We start from the raw sequence: 16,070 nt of genomic DNA, 5'->3' as shown, positions 1-16,070 counted from the left end.
TTTCATCGAAGCTCTGCCCGTACGTGTCTCGGCCAGTCGAAGCCTGTTGGCTTCGAAGAGGGTCGTTTAGCGACGCCATTCGTAAGCGCCTGGTGACGTCTTCAGGACCTCGCTTGGCCAAGTTCGCACCACTTCGCGGAGGTGCTCACGCTGTTCCTCGATCCATCCGTCATCCAGGACGATCGGGATGGTTGCTGATGAGCCGGAGCCGGACGCGTCCTCGACAAGCACTGCCGGGACATCGCAATCATCGCTGGGCAATTCGATCCTAATTGCTGGGCCATTGCCGCTGTCCAGCCATTCGACATTCTGACCCGCGCTGAGGGCGTCCAGCGCCAGAGACCACTCCTCCAGATCCGAGAGATAGAAGCAGATGCTGAGGTTCCCTCTAATAAAACTGCTCTCCACGATGATCTCCGCATCAAGCAAGTCGTGCACCGGAAGGACCCCGGGTCCTCGCCGGCCCAGAATATGCACGCGGACGCTGTTGTCCCCGTCTGACAGTTTGATCAAATCCATGTTGCCATCCTGACGTGCATAGTCGTCTACAGTTTCGCATTCACTACGTCGTTATCTGCCGGTAGCGCGTCCGAGGGGGCGGCACGGTCGGCTTCCTCGGACGCGCCCCGGTGAGTTCTTTGGTGCGACAGCCGGGGCAATAGTAGATGCACGGAGTTCATTCTGGCAGGGCCACCGCGGTTCTTTGGACGGTCTGACGGCAGTAGTTGACGGCAACGTCAGCGGACGGGGGCTGCACAAAGCGGTGGGTCGTCGCTGTCGTCGGGGCCGGTGCCGGCCACGGTGGGCTTGCCGAGAGTGCGGCTGAGGAGGTCGATGGCGTCACGCTGGAGGCGGAGGCGGACGTGGGCGTACACGGCCGCGGTGACGCCGATGTGGGCGTGACCGAGGAGTTCCTTGATGACGACGAGTTCGACGCCCTGTTCCAGGAGGAGCGTCGCGGTCGAGTGCCGCAGGTCGTGGAATCGGATCGCTCGCAGGCGGGAGCATCGGAGCAGGGCGTTGAAGTGTCGTGTGAGGGTGGAGGGTTCGATGGGGTGGCCGTCGGGGCGGGTGAAGACGAGGCCGTTGTCCACCCACTCGGCGCCGGCTTGCTGCTTCTCGTCGGCCTGCTGGTCACGGTGCTCGTGGAGCGAGGCGACGCAGGCGGCCGGGAGGGCGATGCGGCGTTCGGAGCTGATTGTCTTGGTCGGCAGGGTGGTGAGGCCGCCGGTACGGGTGCGCTGGAGGGTGCGGCGGATGCTGGCGGTGCCGTTGTCGAGGTCGATGTCTTCCCAGCGCAGGCCGAGGAGTTCGCCCTTGCGGAGGCCGGTGCGCAGGGCCAGTTCGAATAGTGCGTGGAGGCGGTGGTTCCGTGCAGAGGCGAGGAAGGTGCGGGCCTCGTGGGTGGTGAGGGGGGTGAAGCGGCGGGGCCGGGGTGTGCCGGTGCGGACGTTACGGGCGACGTTGCGCGGGATCTCCTCCTCGCGCACCGCATGCTCCAGCGCCGATTTGAGCACGGAGTGGATGTAGGCGAGCGTCAGCGGCGAGAGGTACTTGCGGCAGCACTTCCCGATGGCGCAGCAGCGCGGGCGGCGGCTGGCCGGCGCGTCGGGCTTGCGGCGGGCGTCGATGCCGCGTGCGCAGCACTGGCAGACGGTCCGCAGTCCGTTGAGCCAGGTGCGCACGTCCTTCGCGGTGAGTTTGGCGAGCTTCTTCTTGCCGAGGCCGGGGATGAGGTACTGGGTGGTGCAGGCGGTGTAGCGGGTGTGGGTGGTCTCGCGGAGCTGGTGGACGGCGACGTTCTCCAGCCAGTACGTCAGATAGGCGGCCAGGCTGCCCTGGGCGGTGACGACGGGGACGCCACGGTTGCTGGAGGCGGTCTTCTCGGTGAGCTTGGCGAGTGCTTCCTTGCGGGTATTGCCGTAGACGCTGACGCGCTTGCTGGTGTTGCCGGGGGCGAGGACGTAGCCGGCGGCTTCCCAGCGGCCGTCCTTGCGCTGATAGACGGTGCCGTCACCGTTGGCACGGGCGCGGCGGGAGGCGGGGGTGTCGCGGGGTGTGGTCATCAGGCGGCTTCCTGTTCGAGGCGGGTGCGGATGAAGTCAGTGAGGGCGTGGACGGGGATGCGCCGTGCGCGGCCGAGGCTGATGGAGGCGAGCTGCCGGGAGCGGAGCAGGTCGTAGACGGCGGAGCGGCCGAGCTGGAGGCGGGCCATGACCTGGGGAACCGTCAACAGGTCCCCGCCCGCACCTGGCCCGAGGCGTGTGGTCATCAGCAGCCGCCCTCAGCGGTGAACTGCCGCTCCAGTTCTCTGCGGTGCCACACGGCAGCGGCGAGGAGTTGCGCGCCGGGGCTGTAGCCCGAGCCGTGGTAGGCCCAGTGGCCGATGACGAGGGTCGTGCTCGGGTCGAGGTCGGGCAGGCTGGCGTGTGCGCGGGCCTGTTCGGTACGCCAGGCGCGGCGGTCGTCGCGCAGCTGGCCGAGGGTGACCGAGTAGCAGCGGGACTTGGTGGAAAAGTGGCCCCGGAAGCCGAGCATGTGCGCCCACTTCCAGAGCTTGAGGCCGGCGAACTCCGGGCGCTTGCCCAGCTCCCAGCAGGTGCGGATCATCTGCCGCACGTGGCGTTCGACGGCGAGGCGGGGCAGCGGCCGGGCCTGCCCGGTGCCGCCGCAGGCAGTGCACGTGAGCGGGGTACCGCGGCCGGTCAGGGTCATGCCGCGTCCCTGGCATGGGCGGCAGAACAGGGCGCGGTCGAGAGCGCCGGAGGAGTCGGCGGACTTGGTGGCGTACTTGGCCACGTAGGCGGCGACCGCGTGATCGGTCAGCTCGGCGTCGGTGCCGAAGGCGGCGATCTCGCGCACGTCGAGCTGTTCGCCCCAGGCGAGTTCGCGTTCCCCGACCGCATCCGAGACGACGCTGACGGAGACGCGGGCGGCGGCGGCCCGGATGGCGTCGGCGAGCAGGGTCACGGTGGCGGACGGGGGCGGGGGCTGGGTGCTGCCGTCGGGGCCGTCGAGGCGGATGACGGCGTGGAAGTGGACCAGGCCGCGTTTCTGGTACTCGGCGACCTTGGCGAAGGAGACGCGCAGCACGGCGCGGGCGGCCTTCTGGGTCAGGCCGAGCCGGGCGGCGATCTCGCGGCGCAGGTAGATCGTGAAGCGCGCCCACAGGGCTCCGGCGTGGGCGTTGAACAGCACCGCGCCCGGGTAGTCGTAAGTCTTCGGGTCCAGCGGTGTGCCGAGCAGCGCGTCCGCGGGTTCGTGGCGCTTGCCGCAGCGGCACGGCCGGAGGACGCCGCCCGCGTCGGTGGGGCGGTTGTGGACGGGGCCGAAGGAGGGGGCGGTGAGGGTGGCGAAGACGCGGGGGTGGGTGCGGACGGTGTCCGGCACGCTCTTGCCGCCGGTCAGGCCCGCCCGGATCAGGTGGAAGGTGTCGGCGGCGTAGACGCGGGAGCAGGCCGGGCAGCGTGAGGCGCGGCGGTTGCCGCAGGCCGTCAGCAGGTTTCCGGTGGGCTCGTCGGCGGTGTTGTAGGAGCGCAGGACTTGACCGGTTGCCGTGTCGATGGTGGTGGTCTGGCCGAGCAGGCGCACGGGTTCGGTGCAGCCGCCGAGGCGGTCGATCTGCTGGTGTGCGCGGTCGAAGTCGGGCAGGTTGACCAGGTGGATCAGGTCCCGCAGGGCGGGGCTTGCCACGTGGCGCAGCTCCAGGGTGACCATTCGGGGCGTGTCCCTTCTGTCGGGTGGGGTGGCCCCGAGCAGCAACCAGCAAGGCAGGAAGGCGTGTTGGTGCTGCTCGGGGCATGGCGAACCGAGCCCGGTCGGGCGGGGTTGGTCGGGTGGGGAATGGGCCGGCGGGGCTCAGGCGGAGAGCTGCGCGTGTGCGGCGGTGGCCAGCGGCAGCGTGACGCCCAGGCGGGCCTTCAGCTGACCGGGCGTAATGTGCTCGCCCTGTTCGGCGTGGTGCGTCTCGGCGATGCGCCGGGCAGCGGCCAGCAGGGCCTCGGGGACGGCTGGGATCGCGACGGACGCGGTCCTCTTGGTCAGCACGGGAGCAGCCGCGGGCTCAGCCGTGACGACCACAGCCGGGGCAGGCGCCAGCTCGGAGGACGGGGTGAGCACCGGTTCCGGTGTCGGGTCGAGCGATGCGAGCGGGTTCGGCAGGTGTTCCACGGCCGGAACCGGGACGGGGGCCTCTGCCGGGTTCGGGGTGCTCAGGGTGTGGAAGTGGCGGAGGAACTGCGGGCCGACCTGGCCCCAGCCGAGCAGCAGCAGCGGGGCGACCGCATCGACGGCGGTGCGGCCGTAGTGTCCGGCTACCAGGGGTTCGGCGACGTTCAGGGCCAGGGTCAGCATGCCGCACAGGTGCATCAGGCGGGTAGCGGCGGTCAGTTCGTCCTGTGGGACGCCGCGCAGGGACAGGAAGCGCAGACCGACCAGGAGGCCGACCACGGACAGGTCAACCATGGGGGCGATCAGCGGTGCGACCGGGTGCGGCACCCCCAGGCGAAGGGCCAGTGCCCAGACGTTGCCGAAGGAGAAGACGAACGCCAGCAGGGCGATGACCGCCATGACCACGGTCACGGTGCGCTGTGTGAGGCGATCTTCGGCCATCAGGCCAACTCTCCTTTCTTGATAGCGAGTTACTGGAGGCGTCAGGCCGCTTCGGTGATCAGGGTGCCGGCGTCGTCGTCCATGAAGGCGGGCTTCCAGTCGACCGGGCCCGGGTAGACGTCGAGGTACGCGGCCGGGTCTTCGGTCAGGTGGGCGGTGTCGTCGGCGATGCGGGCCGCGTCGGCGTCGGACACGTACGGGGTGCGCACGCGGGTGAAGCCCGGACGGCCCTGCACCCCCATCGAGGCCACGCCGACGTAGGCCGGGTCCTGGAGGTTGACCGGGTTCGCGTCCGGCCAGTTGCGGATGTCGTCGCCGAGTGCGGCCACGGAGGCTTCCGCCGTCTTCTGCGCGAAGGACAGCCCCAGCGGGCACACGTCCCGGATGAAGGTCGGGATGGCGTCACCGGTGGCCTTCTGGGTGGCCAGGATGACCATGATTCCGACGCTGCGGCCCTTCTTCACCAGGTCCTCGACGAGCCGGGCGTTCTCCGCCGACAGGGCCGCCAGCTTCTTCGTCTCGGCGTCGTTGCCCTTGTACTCGCGGAAGTAGGTGTGCGCTTCGTCGATGATCAGGATCGTCAGCGGCCAGATGCGGGACGGCCCGGTGTGCCAGATGTTCTTCACGCCGAGCACGGCGCGGATGGACGAGGAGCGGCCACGTCGTAGCTTCACCATGCGCTTGAACAGCGCGTTGGCTTCCGCCAGGTCATCCCCTGCGAAGGCGAACAGGCGGGGAGTCAGATCGGCATAGTCCCCTTCGTGGGCGGTGGAGACCTTGCCGTCCGCCACGGCGAACTGAACCGCGTCGGAGGGTGCCAGGTCGCAGATGAGCTTGTTGATCAGCGAGGTCTTGCCGAAGCCGGGCAGGCCGGCGACGGTCACCCCGGGAACGTTCGCCAAGGGCAGGCTGACGTCGTCGGCGTACTCGTCCAGCCCGAGCCCCCACGTGTCCAGGCTCTTGGGCACCGTTCCCGTGGGGACGTGCTCGGTCGTCGTGATGAGCGGGTCCAGGCGCACGGCCCGGATCACCACCCGCCCGGGACCGTCCGGCAGCACGGACACCCGTGTGCAGCGCCAGGCGTCGGCGAGGAAGCGCGCCGAGCGCTGGAACTCCTCCAGGCCCACCCTCGGCAGGCACTTCGCCCGCACCACCACGCCGAACCGGTCCGGCTTCACCTTGATCCGAGGAACCAGGACCCGGGGCTTGGGCGTCTCGCCTTCACGGCTGACCAGCTCAGCGAGGAACGTCGGCGTCCGGTCCGTCACCGACAGGCCCGCCATCTTGGCCAGCCGCTCCCACCCGAACCGGATGCGCACACCCTGGCGGATACTGGCCCGCGTCTCACGGTCCACCCGCAGGTAGCGCACGAGAGCCACCACGAGCCAGAGAACGGTGAGGGCGACGCCGCCCCACAGCAGCAGATCGGGGTTCACTTCATACCCCTCACGTCGTCGATGAATCCGCCGGTCACTTGACGAGCTCCAACTTGGCCGCGCGGTAGGCGATGCCGTCCGAGAGCTGACCGTTGAAGATCCGCGCCCACGGGGTGGCGAACAGGTCCACCGGTCGCACCATCACGCCCGGCTTGAGCCCGGCCGGAATGCCGGACTGAGCGACGGTGATCTTCAGGACGTCCGCCCGCCCGTCCTCCATGAGCATCACGGTGACCGTGTACAGGTGCTCGCCCGTCTCACGGTCGGTGGCGACCTCGCCGGTCTGCGGATCCTTGATCTTCAGCGTGGCCTCGGTGCCCGCCATGCAGACGGCAGACGGCAGCAGCCCAACGCGAATCCTGGCCATGGCCATGGGAGTTCCCCTCACTCGGTCGGCGTTTCCGACCTGCCATGACCATAGCGCTACACCCGCACACTCGCAACGGCCGCGCGCACGCCAAGGCGATACGCCCGATACGGGTAGGTCGCTGCACCCGCTACGGGCGAGCGCACGGGCGTGTCATCTGTGCGGAACCGCCGCTACCCTCGGTGTATGACGTTGCCGCTCGAAGAGGACCCCCGGCCGCCGTACCTCCAGGCCGCCGACGTGCTGCGCGCCGAGATCCTCGAAGAGCGGATTCGGCCCGGGGAGAAGCTCCCCTCCACACGCACGCTCCAGGAGCGGTACGGGATCGCCAGCTCAACCGTCCAGAACGCCCTGCGCGTACTCAAGGACGAAGGGCTCATCTACTCCGTCCAAGGGCGCGGCAGCTACGTCCGCGGCCTTGAGAAGGAGTACCGGGAGAAGGCACTGTTGGAGGAGCTCCAGCAGATCGCCGACCAGGCCAAGGCGGAGAGGGAGCAGGCAAAGGACGGCACGCAGGACGCCTCCGTCGGCTCCGGGGCCGGCCAGCCGCCCGTGCTCCAAGCGATCTGGGCCATTCGCGAAGCGATCATGGAAGGACGCTTGAAGTTCGAGGACACGATCCCCGAACCCATCAGGCTCCAACTGATGTTCGCGACCGACAGCGAAACCGTCGAACGGGCCTTGCGGCACCTCACGAACGAGCGCCTCGTGTACCGCGGCCCCCGAGGCAACCTCATCGTCGGCCTCATCGGTGGGCGCCATGACCTTCGGCGCACGATGCTCGCGCGAGAGCGCGTCGAGGCCCTGCGGCGTGCGGCCGAGCGTGAGGGAGAGGCCCTAGCCGACGACTACGCACTCGATGAGCCGCTGGAAGAGGACTCGCGACCGCCCTACATCCAGGTCGCCGACATCCTGCGCCGGGAAATCCTCGACGGAGACCTGACCCCAGGCAGCCAACTGCCGGCCGCGCGAGCTCTCCAGGAGCGTTTCGGAGTTGCCAGCTCAACTGTCCAGAACGCCCTGCGTCTCCTCAAAGGCGAAGGTCTGATTTACTCCGTCCTCGGCCGGGGCAGCTACGTCCGCAAGACGCAGGCGGGCAAGGCCCCGGACCCTGACGCACCGATCGAACGTGTCAAGGAGCCCCGGACAGCAGAAGACGATGCCGAGGAGGTCATCCGCCTGCGGAAGCAGGTGGAACAGCTCCAGAAGACGCGCCATCAACTGGAAGCCGAAGTCAGCCGTCTGACCAAGGAACTTGAGCAGCGAGGGTAGGCCAGGCCAAGGACGAACAGGGCCGACGGCTGAGCTGTCGAGCTGTTCAGAGTTTCTTTACTGGATCAAGGCGGCCCGCTGTCGCGGGCCGCGCGCGCTCCGGCCCGGCGGGGCCGCCGCCCGCTCCTGTCTCCGCCCCGCTCAGCGACGGCCCCGCCGAACCGGGCGCGCAACACCAGCGAGAGCGGGCGTGATCAACAAGGCTCTACCTCAACCCAGGCCCTCCCTCCGAGGGACCCGGGGGCCGAGCACTGGCGCGGCACCGTCGTGGTGAATGGTCGCGGGTTGCGGGTCGTGCCCCTCGCCGGCCGGGCCCCGGAGGCGTACCAGGAACCCCCGGGGACCGCCAAGGCCGAGCGCAAGCGTCACCTGGTGAGCCTTGGCGGCCCCCGGAGAACCCTGGTACGGCGAAGCTGCCCGACCGACGAGGGACCCGTCCCGCTCAGGCCCGCAGCCTGCCGGAGGCCCCGGCGCCGCGCCGTTCCAGTCAACCGGGTGCCCGACGTTGCGCGTGGCGGTGGGTCACCGTCTCGGGTGGGTATCTGCCCAGAGAGCCCGGTCAGTTCGCCCACCCGGCGTACCGTGGCGCTGGAGGTGGTGAGCAGATGACGATGGAACTCGCGGACAACGTACGGAAGTACCGGCGCCGCGCCGGGATGAGCCAGGAGGAACTTGCCCACGCAGCGGGCCTGTCCCCGGCGACCGTCCGGAAGGTCGAGCAGGGCGGAACGGTCCGCATGGAGACGCTTCACGCTCTGGCCCGCGCTCTGGGCATCCCCACGGCGGCACTCGTCGCGTCCGACGCACCGGAGCCCGTGGGACGGGCGGAGGAGTCGAACCGGCTCAACCTCATCCAGCTTCGCGCCGCGCTCACCCCGGCGGTGGGGCTCGTGGACCAGGACGCCCAGGCCGTGGGCGAGGAACCGAACCTGCGCGCCTACGCGCGAACGGTTCGAGACGCGCGGGTGCTGTACTTCTCCGACAGTTACAAGAGCGTCGCCACCCAACTGCCCGGCCTGTTGCGGGACGCCGCGCGGGCCGTCGCCCACTACGACAGCGGCGAAGAGCACCACCAAGCCCTGCTCGCCCGCGCCGAGGCGTTGCGCCTGGCTGGCACCTACCTCACGCAGGTGAGGCAGTACGACATCGCCTACACGGCCCTGCGAGGAGCCATCGCGGACGCCCGGGAGGGCGGGGACCTGCTCGCCGCCGGGTCCGGAGTCGGCTGCATGTGCTGGCTGCTGGTGCGGCAAGGCCGACTGGAGGAGGCGGAGCGAATCGCCGCCCAGAGCATGGACGTGGTCGAGCCGAAGATCACCGGCGCCGAGCCCGACCACTACGCGGTGTGGGGCGGTCTGGCCATGGAGGCCGCAGCCGCGGCGGCACGCAACAACCGCCCGGACGAGGCCAAGGAGTACCGCAGGGCGGCGCGGATGGCGGCAACCGCCGTCGGCACGGCGCACCGCAACGTCTCCCGGCACTGGTCCGTCTTCGGACCGGTGACCGCTGCCATCAAGGCACTCGAAGACTCCATGGTCGTCGGGGACGCCCGCGCGGTGGTGCGCAAGGCGGGCGAGGAGGTCGAGCTGTCGCCGAAGGCGTGGAAGCGACTGGGCAGGCCCAGCACGAACGACGGCAACCGCTTCACCCTGGACATGGCGCGCGCCCACACGCGAACCGGAGACCTTTCGGCAGCCATGGACGAGCTGACCCGCGCTCGTGAAGCCGCCCCCGAGTGGCTGAGGCACCAGAACTCGGCGGCCGAGACGATGCAGGAGATCCTGAGCAAGCGCAAGCGCACCCTGACCAGCGACATGCGCGAGATGGCCGGCTACCTGGGGGTCGTCGGATAGCTGCTACGTAGCGTGGCAGTTTGCGGACCTTGCGTTGCGATCTGACCTGCTGGGTCCGTGGATTGATGGGTTGTCAGGTCGTTACGGTCGCCGTGTCCTGTTCCAGCGACCGAGGCCGGAGATCCACTGTGGGCATGCCGAGGAGCGACGCGGACCGTCTGCGTCGCAGGGAGTTGTACGAAGCGTCGTCGGGCATGGCGGGACCCCGCCTGCTGCCATGGACCACCGAGGACGGGCGCCCCTGCTACCTGAGCACCGACGGCAAGGGCTACATCTCGACACTCGCCGACGGCATCGAAACCGTGCAGCTCGGCATGGGCCAGGAGCTACTGGAGTACGCCCGGGGCATCCTGGCCCCCGGAGCCGAAGCGCAGTCGGCGATCGAGTACCGCTGGCTCGCCTGCCGGCTGACCGAGGCCCTGTCGGACGCACTCAGGGTCGCCGAGTCGCGCGGAGGGCGCATCCCGGCGCCGCAGGAGGAGGTGGCCGAGGAGGGTGAACCTACGAGCGTCAGCCCCCTTGCTGGGCAGGAGGAAGGCTGATGGCCAAGGCCACCCGCTACCGCTTCCGCGAGTACAGCGTGACCGCCGTGACCGACCCCATGGCGCTGCCGACCTTCGAGGCTGTCTGCGTCACCGGCGAAGAACGAGACTGTGCTGCCGCGTCCGGCGAGCTGCACACCCCCGAGGAGCTGACGCGCTGGATCGCCGGACACTGCGCGCAGACCGGTCACCAGTCGTACGAGCAGACCACGCGCACCATCGTCCGCGCCGAGCGCGGAGCTTGGCAGTAGGATCACGCGCGCGGCCGACGACAGCACTACTGGTCTATACCTCTGACGGCAGTGGCGACGGCAACAACCACGGACTTCGGCGCACATCCATGGACACCGACGGACCGTCAAACCGCCGCTGACCTGCGAAAAAGCAGGTGGAGAGGGGCCGCGTAGCACACGTACTATGTGCTGGCGGGTACCACGCCGGTCCTGGTGCATAACACCTGTGGCGATGTTGACTATGGTCAGGTTCTCCCCGATGGCAGGCGAACAGGAGTAACAGCCATTGTCACTCCGGCGGATCTCAGAACTGGGAATAAGGCGGGCCGCAGGATCATACCGCCCGGCTTCGTGAAAAATGTGCCCGGTAACACGCGAGGTCATCTCCTTCCTCAAGTACTCGGCGGTGACGGCAAGGTCGAGTCAAATATCGTCAGGACTGCGTCGAAGGTTGACAATGGTGCAATGTCTGCGTTCGGTGACTCAATCGCAGCGCATGTGGGGGAGGGCAATACCGTGCTATTCCAGGCGATACCACGCTACATGTCCGGGTCCAGCGTGCCATTCCGGATAGACATCAGAGCTTTCGATGACAATGGATGGTCCACCGCAGCTCAATTTCTGGTCGAGTGAGAGGTTGAAAGGATGTTCCCGTTCGAGCTCGTGCGGCTAACTGACTTCGAGAATGAGGTCAGGATTACCGTGCTGTCATCGGAAGGCTCCGCTTTCTGGGAGGCTGAGATTGCGGTGACCAGCATGTTCGTCAAGGGAAGTACTCTACTCATGCTTTCTCGGGCCAAACTCGAAGCCTGGCAGCAGGCACTAGAGTCCTTGAAGTTGGGGCATGACATCATCTGGATGCAGACCGATCGTGGCCCAACGGTGAGTGTCCAGCTGGACGGTGAGCGGGACTGCCCAGACATTATCGTGGAGGACGAGTCGATCTCCATGGTGACGGTCCGCATCCCCATCGCCCTGGAGGAGGGGTGGATTGCTGAGCATCAAGCGCGCGTGAATCGTTTCATCGAACTGATTGGGTGACTATATCTAACGGCGAAGCTCCGCCTGCGATGTCGGGCGGAGCTTCGCCGCGCTCGTGACGGTCCGGCCTACACTCCTTGTATCGTGTGGGCCTGCGGAATCACGTGATCACCGGGACTTTTAAACCCCCTGGTCGACCAGCGTCACACGTACTATGTGCTCGCGGGTGCGACGCCGGTACTCGTCCACAACTGTGGTCCGGTTGAGAACAATCAGCCAGAGAAGCTGTCGATGGAGATGCTCGAGGCGGAATTTTCAGGTGTTTCCCCCGCTACTGCGGGCACAGGCGCCTTCGCTGAATCCGTCTCTGCTGGTGGCCGCCACATCTGGTCGGTGGACGTTGCTGGGACTCTCCGGATAGCACCCGCGATGCCGGGCATTAAACACCCTATCCTGACGGAGGGAAGGGCGGTGGTTGGGGCGGGCGAAGCGCACATCAACGAGCGTGGAATCGTCGAGTACATCAACAATCACACTGGTCATTACACGCCCTGTCAGGCATGTTCTGAACAGTTCCTGATGAATGGTGTTCGTGCGTTCGAGAGGGCGGGAATCCCAGTTCTTCGTCGGGGAATCACGAATCTGGGAGGCAAGTAGTGGAATTTACCCAACGAGATTTTCTCGACTTTTGCGCCTTGGATCACGATGCGCGCACCGGCTGGCTGCAAACGAGGTTCCCGGAGGGCGCTCCTGTCCACTGGTGGTTCTTCGTTATTGAATCGCTGGAATCTCGGCTCAGCCGCTTCTCGGAGGCTCTGCCGGAGGAACGGGAGCAGGCGCTGGGGCGCGGCATCGAGACGGCAGTCTTCGCTGCCTCAATTGGCAGCCTCTCCGAGGCTAGGAGTGTCGTGTTGACCGCGGGACTCTTGGTCCGGGCATCGCTGCTCAAAGGGGTGTTGGATATTCCCATCGAGGGCGAGGTCGACAGCGTGATCAGGTCGGCATTGGGTGCCATCTCTTTGACTCCGGAGACGGCTCTGGCCGCGGCTGACCGAAGGCGCGAGGAAGGACGAAACCTGGAAGAGTCCGTCCACTGGCCCGGAGACCCGACGGTGCCATGCGAATTGCCCGAGGATGAGGACATTCTCCGCCTGGTCGAAATCGAAGAGATGCTGGTGGCTCTTCGACCCTTGTCGGCTCTGATGGTTGACCCAGATCTGCGCCTCAAGATTGGCGCTTGGTTCGATCTGGAGGGTCGATTCGAACTGGGTGATGTCGCATCATCTGAGATGCTTCGGAGGTGGAATGAAAAAGGGAGGAACAAGAGGGCGGACACTTAAGGGGGAAGCGGCCTTAGGGTCGTAAGGAGTCCGCCTGGATGGGAATATCCCGTCAAATCATCGACAAATACCTAGAAAGCCAGTAGTTGCAGTCAGGAGCCCGAGCCCCGCGGGATCACGATCCCGTGGGGCTCCTGGTCGTTCTGACGGCAGTAGTTGACGGCAGCGTGCGCGGTCGTTGGCGCGCGGAGCGACGTCGCCTGACCGGCCAGCAGGAGCATGATGGATCGAGCTGTTCAAAGCTTCTCTACTGCATCAAGGCGGCCCGCTACCGCGGGCCGCGCGCTCCGGCCCGGCGGCGCCGCCGCCCGCTCCTGTCTCCGCCCCGCTCAGCGCCGGCCCCGCCCGTCCAGGCGCGCAACACCAGCGAGAGCAGCGCAGTCCGCAAGGCTCTACCTCAACCCTTGCCCTCCCTCCGAGGGACCAGGGGCCGAGCACTGGTGTGGCACCGTCGTGGTGAGAGGTCGCGGGTCGCGGGACGTCTTGAAGCTCCAGGCGGTCCTGCGGACGATAGCGGCGGCAGTCGTCGCGGACCTCGCCCGTCGACGAGGCTCCGCGGGTTGCTCGAGAGGTTCGGCGCTCATCGATCGTAGGCCCGCGGGATCCCTGGCGTTGGTTCCAAGAAGGGACGTGAGACGGGGCTGTGGCTCCAGGCCCTCCGGGCGGGGTCGGCGTACTTTTCGGTCTGGCCGGAGCTGCGAGACTCAGTCGGATGGCGAGGGAGTCGGGGAGCTGATGCTGGACAAGGAAGAGCACTGGAACGCTGTCCTGGCCGCAATTCTGGTGAGCCGGAGGGTCGGTCCGGCTCACGTGAAGCTGGTGGGTGATCTCGTATCCGTCACCGCCCAGTTGGACATGGCCGCCGCACAGGGCCGTCGGCCCGGTTGTGTGCTGGACGACCTCATCGAGTACGACGAGGAGATGGGTCCGCTGGAAGAGGACTGTCGGGCGGCCTGGCAGGAGCTGGAGGCCGCACCCGACAAGGAGCAGCGGAACTCCGAGCTCGAGAAGCTCAGAGCCGCGCTGGAGGCCGCCGTGGAGGGCGTCGCGAACTTCGCCCGTCGGCGGGGTGTCGCGGTGGAGTTCCACCGGTTCGGTGATCCTCAGGTCCAGGCCTGAGGAGGTCCGGTTCGAGTGGCAGGGGCCCGGTTCGGCTGTTCCGAACCGGGCCCTTCGTCGTGTCCGGAGCGGTTGACGCTGTGTCGCGCTGGGTGATCGAGGCGTCACGCGGGTAGGACTGTGGCTGTCCTGACCGGGCGTTGCCGAGACATCGCAGGAGCCGCGAGTGGCCGCTTACCACGACAGTGACGGAGCCGAGCAGGTGCCGGCGCAGGATGCCCCGCCGCCGCCCGCCGAACTGGTGGCGCTGGCGCAGGCGTACGGGGTGGACACCCGGTATCCGGGGCCGGGCGGGCAGGCGGTGGGGGCGCGGACGCTGGTGGCGGTGCTGGGGGCGATGGGGGTGGCGGCCGGGTCGCCGCAGGAGGTGGGGGAGGCGCTGGAGCGTCACCGGGCCGAGCAGCGGGGCCGGTTGCTGCCGCCGTGCGTGGTGGTGCGGCAGGGCAGGCGGACGGCGCTGGACCTGCCGGCGGACGCCCGGCTGCTCGTGGAGCTGGAGGACGGCGGGAGTTGGGAGCTGCCGTGCGGGCACTCGCACTGGGTGCCGGGGGACCTTCCGCTGGGCCGCCACGTACTTACGGCGGAGAGCGCGGACAGGACCGCCCGGGCCGCGCTGGTCGTCGCCCCCGAGCGGCTGCCGCAACTCCCTGGCCGCGGCTGGGGGTTCCTCGCCCAGCTGTACTCCGTGCTGTCCGAGCGCTCCTGGGGCATGGGCGACCTCGGCGACCTCGTCGAGCTGGCCCGGTGGGCGGGGGCCGGGCTCGGCGCGGCCTTCGTTCAGATCAATCCGCTGCACCAGGCTCTTCCCGGCACCCCCTCCGACCCCTCCCCGTACCGCCCGTCCTCGCGCCGCTTCGCCGACCCGGTGCACCTGCGGATCGAGGCCGTCCCCGAGTACGCCTACCTGGGCGGCGACCAGCGCGACCACGCCGAGGAGCTGACCCGCCGCGCCGCCCGGCTGCGCGAGGAGGTCCTCGGCCACGACGCCCTGATCGACCGGGACGCCGTCTGGCGGCTCAAGCGCGAGGCCCTGGAGCTGCTGCACGAGGTGCCGCGCGGGCCCGGGCGGGAGGCCGAGTACGAGGCGTACCGGCGCCGCGAGGGGGAGTGGCTGCGCCGGCACGCGCTGTGGAACGCCCTGGCCGAGGAGCACGGACCGGTGTGGCACCACTGGCCGAAGGGCCTGCGTCACCCGGACGGCCCACAGGTGGAGCGGGCGGAGAAGGAGCTCGGGGCGCGGGTCGAGTTCCACCGCTGGCTCGCCTGGCAGGTCGACCAGCAGCTCGCCCACGCCCAGCGCGCGGCCCGCGAGGCGGGCATGCCGGTCGGGCTGATCCACGACCTGGCGGTCGGCGTCCACCCGGACGGCGCGGACGCCTGGGCGCTGCAGGACGTGCTGGCCGGCGGCATCTCGGTCGGCGCCCCGCCGGACGCCTTCAACGCCCACGGCCAGGACTGGGGCCTGCCGCCGTGGCGCCCGGACGCGCTCGCCGAGGCCGGCTACGCCCCGTTCGCGGAGCTGCTGCGGGCCACCGCCCGGCACGCCGGGGCGGTGCGGATCGACCATGTGATGGGCCTGTTCCGGCTCTGGTGGGTGCCGAACGGCCACCCGCCGACCGAGGGCGTGTACGTGCGCTACGACGCGGAGGCGATGCTCGGCGTGCTGGCGCTGGAGGCGCACCGGGCCGGTACGGCGGTGATCGGCGAGGACCTCGGCACGGTGGAGCCGGGTGTGCGGGAGGAGCTGGCGGCGCGCGGGGTGCTCGGCACCTCGGTGCTCTGGTTCGAGCGGGACTGGCAGGCCGACGGCGCGATCCTGGACCCGGACCGCTGGCGGCCGGGCTGCCTGGCCACCCTCACCACCCACGACCTGCCCAGCACCGCGGCCCGGCTCTCCGGCGAGCACGTCGAGCTGCGGCACCGGCTGGGCCTGCTGGCCAGGCCGCTGGGGGAGGAACAGGAGCGGGCGGCGGCGGAGCTGGCGGACTGGCGGGCCGAACTGGCCCGGCTGGGGCTGATCGGCCCGGACGAGCCGCTGTCGATGCCGGTGCTGTACCGCTTCCTGCGGGCCACCCCGGCGGAGCTGGTCGGGGTCTGGCTGCCGGACCTGGTCGGCGACCCGCGCCCGCAGAACCTGCCCGGCACCTGGGACCAGTACCCGAACTGGCGCCTCCCGGTCGCCGACGGCGCCGGCGACCCGGTCACCCTCGAACGCCTCGCCACCGCCCCCGCCGCCGGCCTGCTCGCGCAGCTCCTCGCCCTGCCCGGCTCCGTCAGGCGGACCCCGACGCGCGCCCTCCCATAAGCAGCGAGTAA

Annotated in this window: 17 protein-coding genes; 10 read left to right on the top strand and 7 right to left on the bottom strand. The window is 68.8% G+C overall.

What is annotated here, in order from left to right; genetic code table 11:
- Window positions 1-66: 66 nt before the first annotated feature.
- The 7 genes from ACGF0D_RS05495 to ACGF0D_RS05465 form a co-directional block, all read right to left on the bottom strand.
- On the bottom strand, window positions 67-519 hold the full coding sequence (locus ACGF0D_RS05495) for a DUF5959 family protein (protein ID WP_392914065.1): 453 nt from the start codon (window positions 517-519) through the stop codon (window positions 67-69).
- Window positions 520-737: 218 nt separating this feature from the next.
- Window positions 738-2,066, bottom strand: a complete 1,329-nt coding sequence (locus ACGF0D_RS05490; protein WP_392914064.1) for a tyrosine-type recombinase/integrase — start codon at window positions 2,064-2,066, stop codon at window positions 738-740.
- The gene (locus ACGF0D_RS05485) at window positions 2,066-2,272 is read right to left on the bottom strand and encodes a helix-turn-helix domain-containing protein (protein WP_392914063.1); all 207 of its coding nucleotides are present in this window, start codon (window positions 2,270-2,272) and stop codon (window positions 2,066-2,068) included. Before ACGF0D_RS05485 ends, ACGF0D_RS05490 begins: the two co-directional genes overlap by 1 nt.
- Complete coding sequence (locus ACGF0D_RS05480) at window positions 2,272-3,717, bottom strand: replication initiator (RefSeq protein ID WP_392914062.1); 1,446 nt, start codon at window positions 3,715-3,717, stop codon at window positions 2,272-2,274. The genes ACGF0D_RS05485 and ACGF0D_RS05480 overlap by 1 nt, the downstream gene beginning before the upstream one ends.
- Window positions 3,718-3,858: 141 nt before the next feature.
- Window positions 3,859-4,611 carry a DUF2637 domain-containing protein gene (locus ACGF0D_RS05475; protein ID WP_392914061.1) on the bottom strand — a complete coding sequence of 251 codons (753 nt, stop codon included), beginning with the start codon at window positions 4,609-4,611 and terminating at the stop codon, window positions 3,859-3,861.
- 41 nt (window positions 4,612-4,652) lie between these two features.
- Entirely contained in the window at window positions 4,653-6,047 is a 1,395-nt protein-coding gene (locus ACGF0D_RS05470; protein WP_392914060.1) for a cell division protein FtsK, read from the bottom strand.
- A 34-nt stretch (window positions 6,048-6,081) separates the two neighbouring features.
- Complete coding sequence (locus ACGF0D_RS05465) at window positions 6,082-6,414, bottom strand: hypothetical protein (RefSeq protein ID WP_392914059.1); 333 nt, start codon at window positions 6,412-6,414, stop codon at window positions 6,082-6,084.
- 186 nt (window positions 6,415-6,600) lie between these two features.
- Between ACGF0D_RS05465 and ACGF0D_RS05460 the strand changes: the two genes are divergently transcribed.
- From ACGF0D_RS05460 to malQ, 10 genes are all read left to right on the top strand, one after another.
- Window positions 6,601-7,686: a GntR family transcriptional regulator gene (locus ACGF0D_RS05460; protein ID WP_392914058.1), complete on the top strand. Its 1,086-nt coding sequence runs from the start codon at window positions 6,601-6,603 to the stop codon at window positions 7,684-7,686.
- A gap of 605 nt (window positions 7,687-8,291) precedes the next feature.
- On the top strand, window positions 8,292-9,539 hold the full coding sequence (locus ACGF0D_RS05455) for a helix-turn-helix domain-containing protein (protein ID WP_392914057.1): 1,248 nt from the start codon (window positions 8,292-8,294) through the stop codon (window positions 9,537-9,539).
- Window positions 9,540-9,733: 194 nt separating this feature from the next.
- Window positions 9,734-10,081, top strand: a complete 348-nt coding sequence (locus ACGF0D_RS05450; RefSeq protein ID WP_392914056.1) for a hypothetical protein — start codon at window positions 9,734-9,736, stop codon at window positions 10,079-10,081.
- Window positions 10,081-10,332 carry a hypothetical protein gene (locus ACGF0D_RS05445; protein ID WP_392914055.1) on the top strand — a complete coding sequence of 84 codons (252 nt, stop codon included), beginning with the start codon at window positions 10,081-10,083 and terminating at the stop codon, window positions 10,330-10,332. The genes ACGF0D_RS05450 and ACGF0D_RS05445 overlap by 1 nt, the downstream gene beginning before the upstream one ends.
- A gap of 168 nt (window positions 10,333-10,500) precedes the next feature.
- Window positions 10,501-10,947 carry a DNA/RNA non-specific endonuclease gene (locus tag ACGF0D_RS05440; protein ID WP_392914054.1) on the top strand — a complete coding sequence of 149 codons (447 nt, stop codon included), beginning with the start codon at window positions 10,501-10,503 and terminating at the stop codon, window positions 10,945-10,947.
- 12 nt (window positions 10,948-10,959) lie between these two features.
- A complete protein-coding gene (locus tag ACGF0D_RS05435) occupies window positions 10,960-11,355 on the top strand; it encodes a DUF5959 family protein (protein ID WP_392914053.1) in 396 nt (131 codons plus the stop codon).
- 231 nt (window positions 11,356-11,586) lie between these two features.
- Window positions 11,587-11,952 carry a hypothetical protein gene (locus tag ACGF0D_RS05430; protein ID WP_392914052.1) on the top strand — a complete coding sequence of 122 codons (366 nt, stop codon included), beginning with the start codon at window positions 11,587-11,589 and terminating at the stop codon, window positions 11,950-11,952.
- A complete protein-coding gene (locus ACGF0D_RS05425) occupies window positions 11,952-12,635 on the top strand; it encodes a hypothetical protein (protein ID WP_392914051.1) in 684 nt (227 codons plus the stop codon). The genes ACGF0D_RS05430 and ACGF0D_RS05425 overlap by 1 nt, the downstream gene beginning before the upstream one ends.
- Window positions 12,636-13,370: 735 nt before the next feature.
- Complete coding sequence (locus ACGF0D_RS05420; RefSeq protein WP_392914050.1) at window positions 13,371-13,754, top strand: hypothetical protein; 384 nt, start codon at window positions 13,371-13,373, stop codon at window positions 13,752-13,754.
- A 202-nt stretch (window positions 13,755-13,956) separates the two neighbouring features.
- Window positions 13,957-16,059, top strand: coding sequence for a 4-alpha-glucanotransferase (gene malQ, locus ACGF0D_RS05415; RefSeq protein WP_392914097.1), 2,103 nt, complete (start codon window positions 13,957-13,959; stop codon window positions 16,057-16,059).
- The last annotated feature ends 11 nt before the right edge of the window (window positions 16,060-16,070 follow it).

Source organism: Kitasatospora sp. NPDC048298, from assembly GCF_043201465.1.
GTDB lineage: Bacteria > Actinomycetota > Actinomycetes > Streptomycetales > Streptomycetaceae > Kitasatospora.
This window is presented reverse-complemented; position numbering and strand designations above follow the sequence as displayed.

Bases quoted from the DNA above. Each gene is read 5' to 3' on its own strand.
- ACGF0D_RS05475 (WP_392914061.1), bottom strand. From the start codon at position 4,611: ATGGCCGAAGATCGCCTCACACAGCGCACCGTGACCGTGGTCATGGCG.
- ACGF0D_RS05480 (WP_392914062.1), bottom strand. From the start codon at position 3,717: ATGGTCACCCTGGAGCTGCGCCACGTGGCAAGCCCCGCCCTGCGGGAC.
- ACGF0D_RS05435 (WP_392914053.1), top strand. From the start codon at position 10,960: ATGTTCCCGTTCGAGCTCGTGCGGCTAACTGACTTCGAGAATGAGGTC.
- ACGF0D_RS05450 (WP_392914056.1), top strand. From the start codon at position 9,734: ATGGCGGGACCCCGCCTGCTGCCATGGACCACCGAGGACGGGCGCCCC.
- ACGF0D_RS05445 (WP_392914055.1), top strand. From the start codon at position 10,081: ATGGCCAAGGCCACCCGCTACCGCTTCCGCGAGTACAGCGTGACCGCC.
- ACGF0D_RS05455 (WP_392914057.1), top strand. From the start codon at position 8,292: ATGACGATGGAACTCGCGGACAACGTACGGAAGTACCGGCGCCGCGCC.
- ACGF0D_RS05465 (WP_392914059.1), bottom strand. From the start codon at position 6,414: ATGGCCAGGATTCGCGTTGGGCTGCTGCCGTCTGCCGTCTGCATGGCG.
- ACGF0D_RS05460 (WP_392914058.1), top strand. From the start codon at position 6,601: ATGACGTTGCCGCTCGAAGAGGACCCCCGGCCGCCGTACCTCCAGGCC.
- ACGF0D_RS05485 (WP_392914063.1), bottom strand. From the start codon at position 2,272: ATGACCACACGCCTCGGGCCAGGTGCGGGCGGGGACCTGTTGACGGTT.
- ACGF0D_RS05430 (WP_392914052.1), top strand. From the start codon at position 11,587: ATGGAGATGCTCGAGGCGGAATTTTCAGGTGTTTCCCCCGCTACTGCG.
- ACGF0D_RS05420 (WP_392914050.1), top strand. From the start codon at position 13,371: ATGCTGGACAAGGAAGAGCACTGGAACGCTGTCCTGGCCGCAATTCTG.
- ACGF0D_RS05490 (WP_392914064.1), bottom strand. From the start codon at position 2,066: ATGACCACACCCCGCGACACCCCCGCCTCCCGCCGCGCCCGTGCCAAC.
- ACGF0D_RS05495 (WP_392914065.1), bottom strand. From the start codon at position 519: ATGGATTTGATCAAACTGTCAGACGGGGACAACAGCGTCCGCGTGCAT.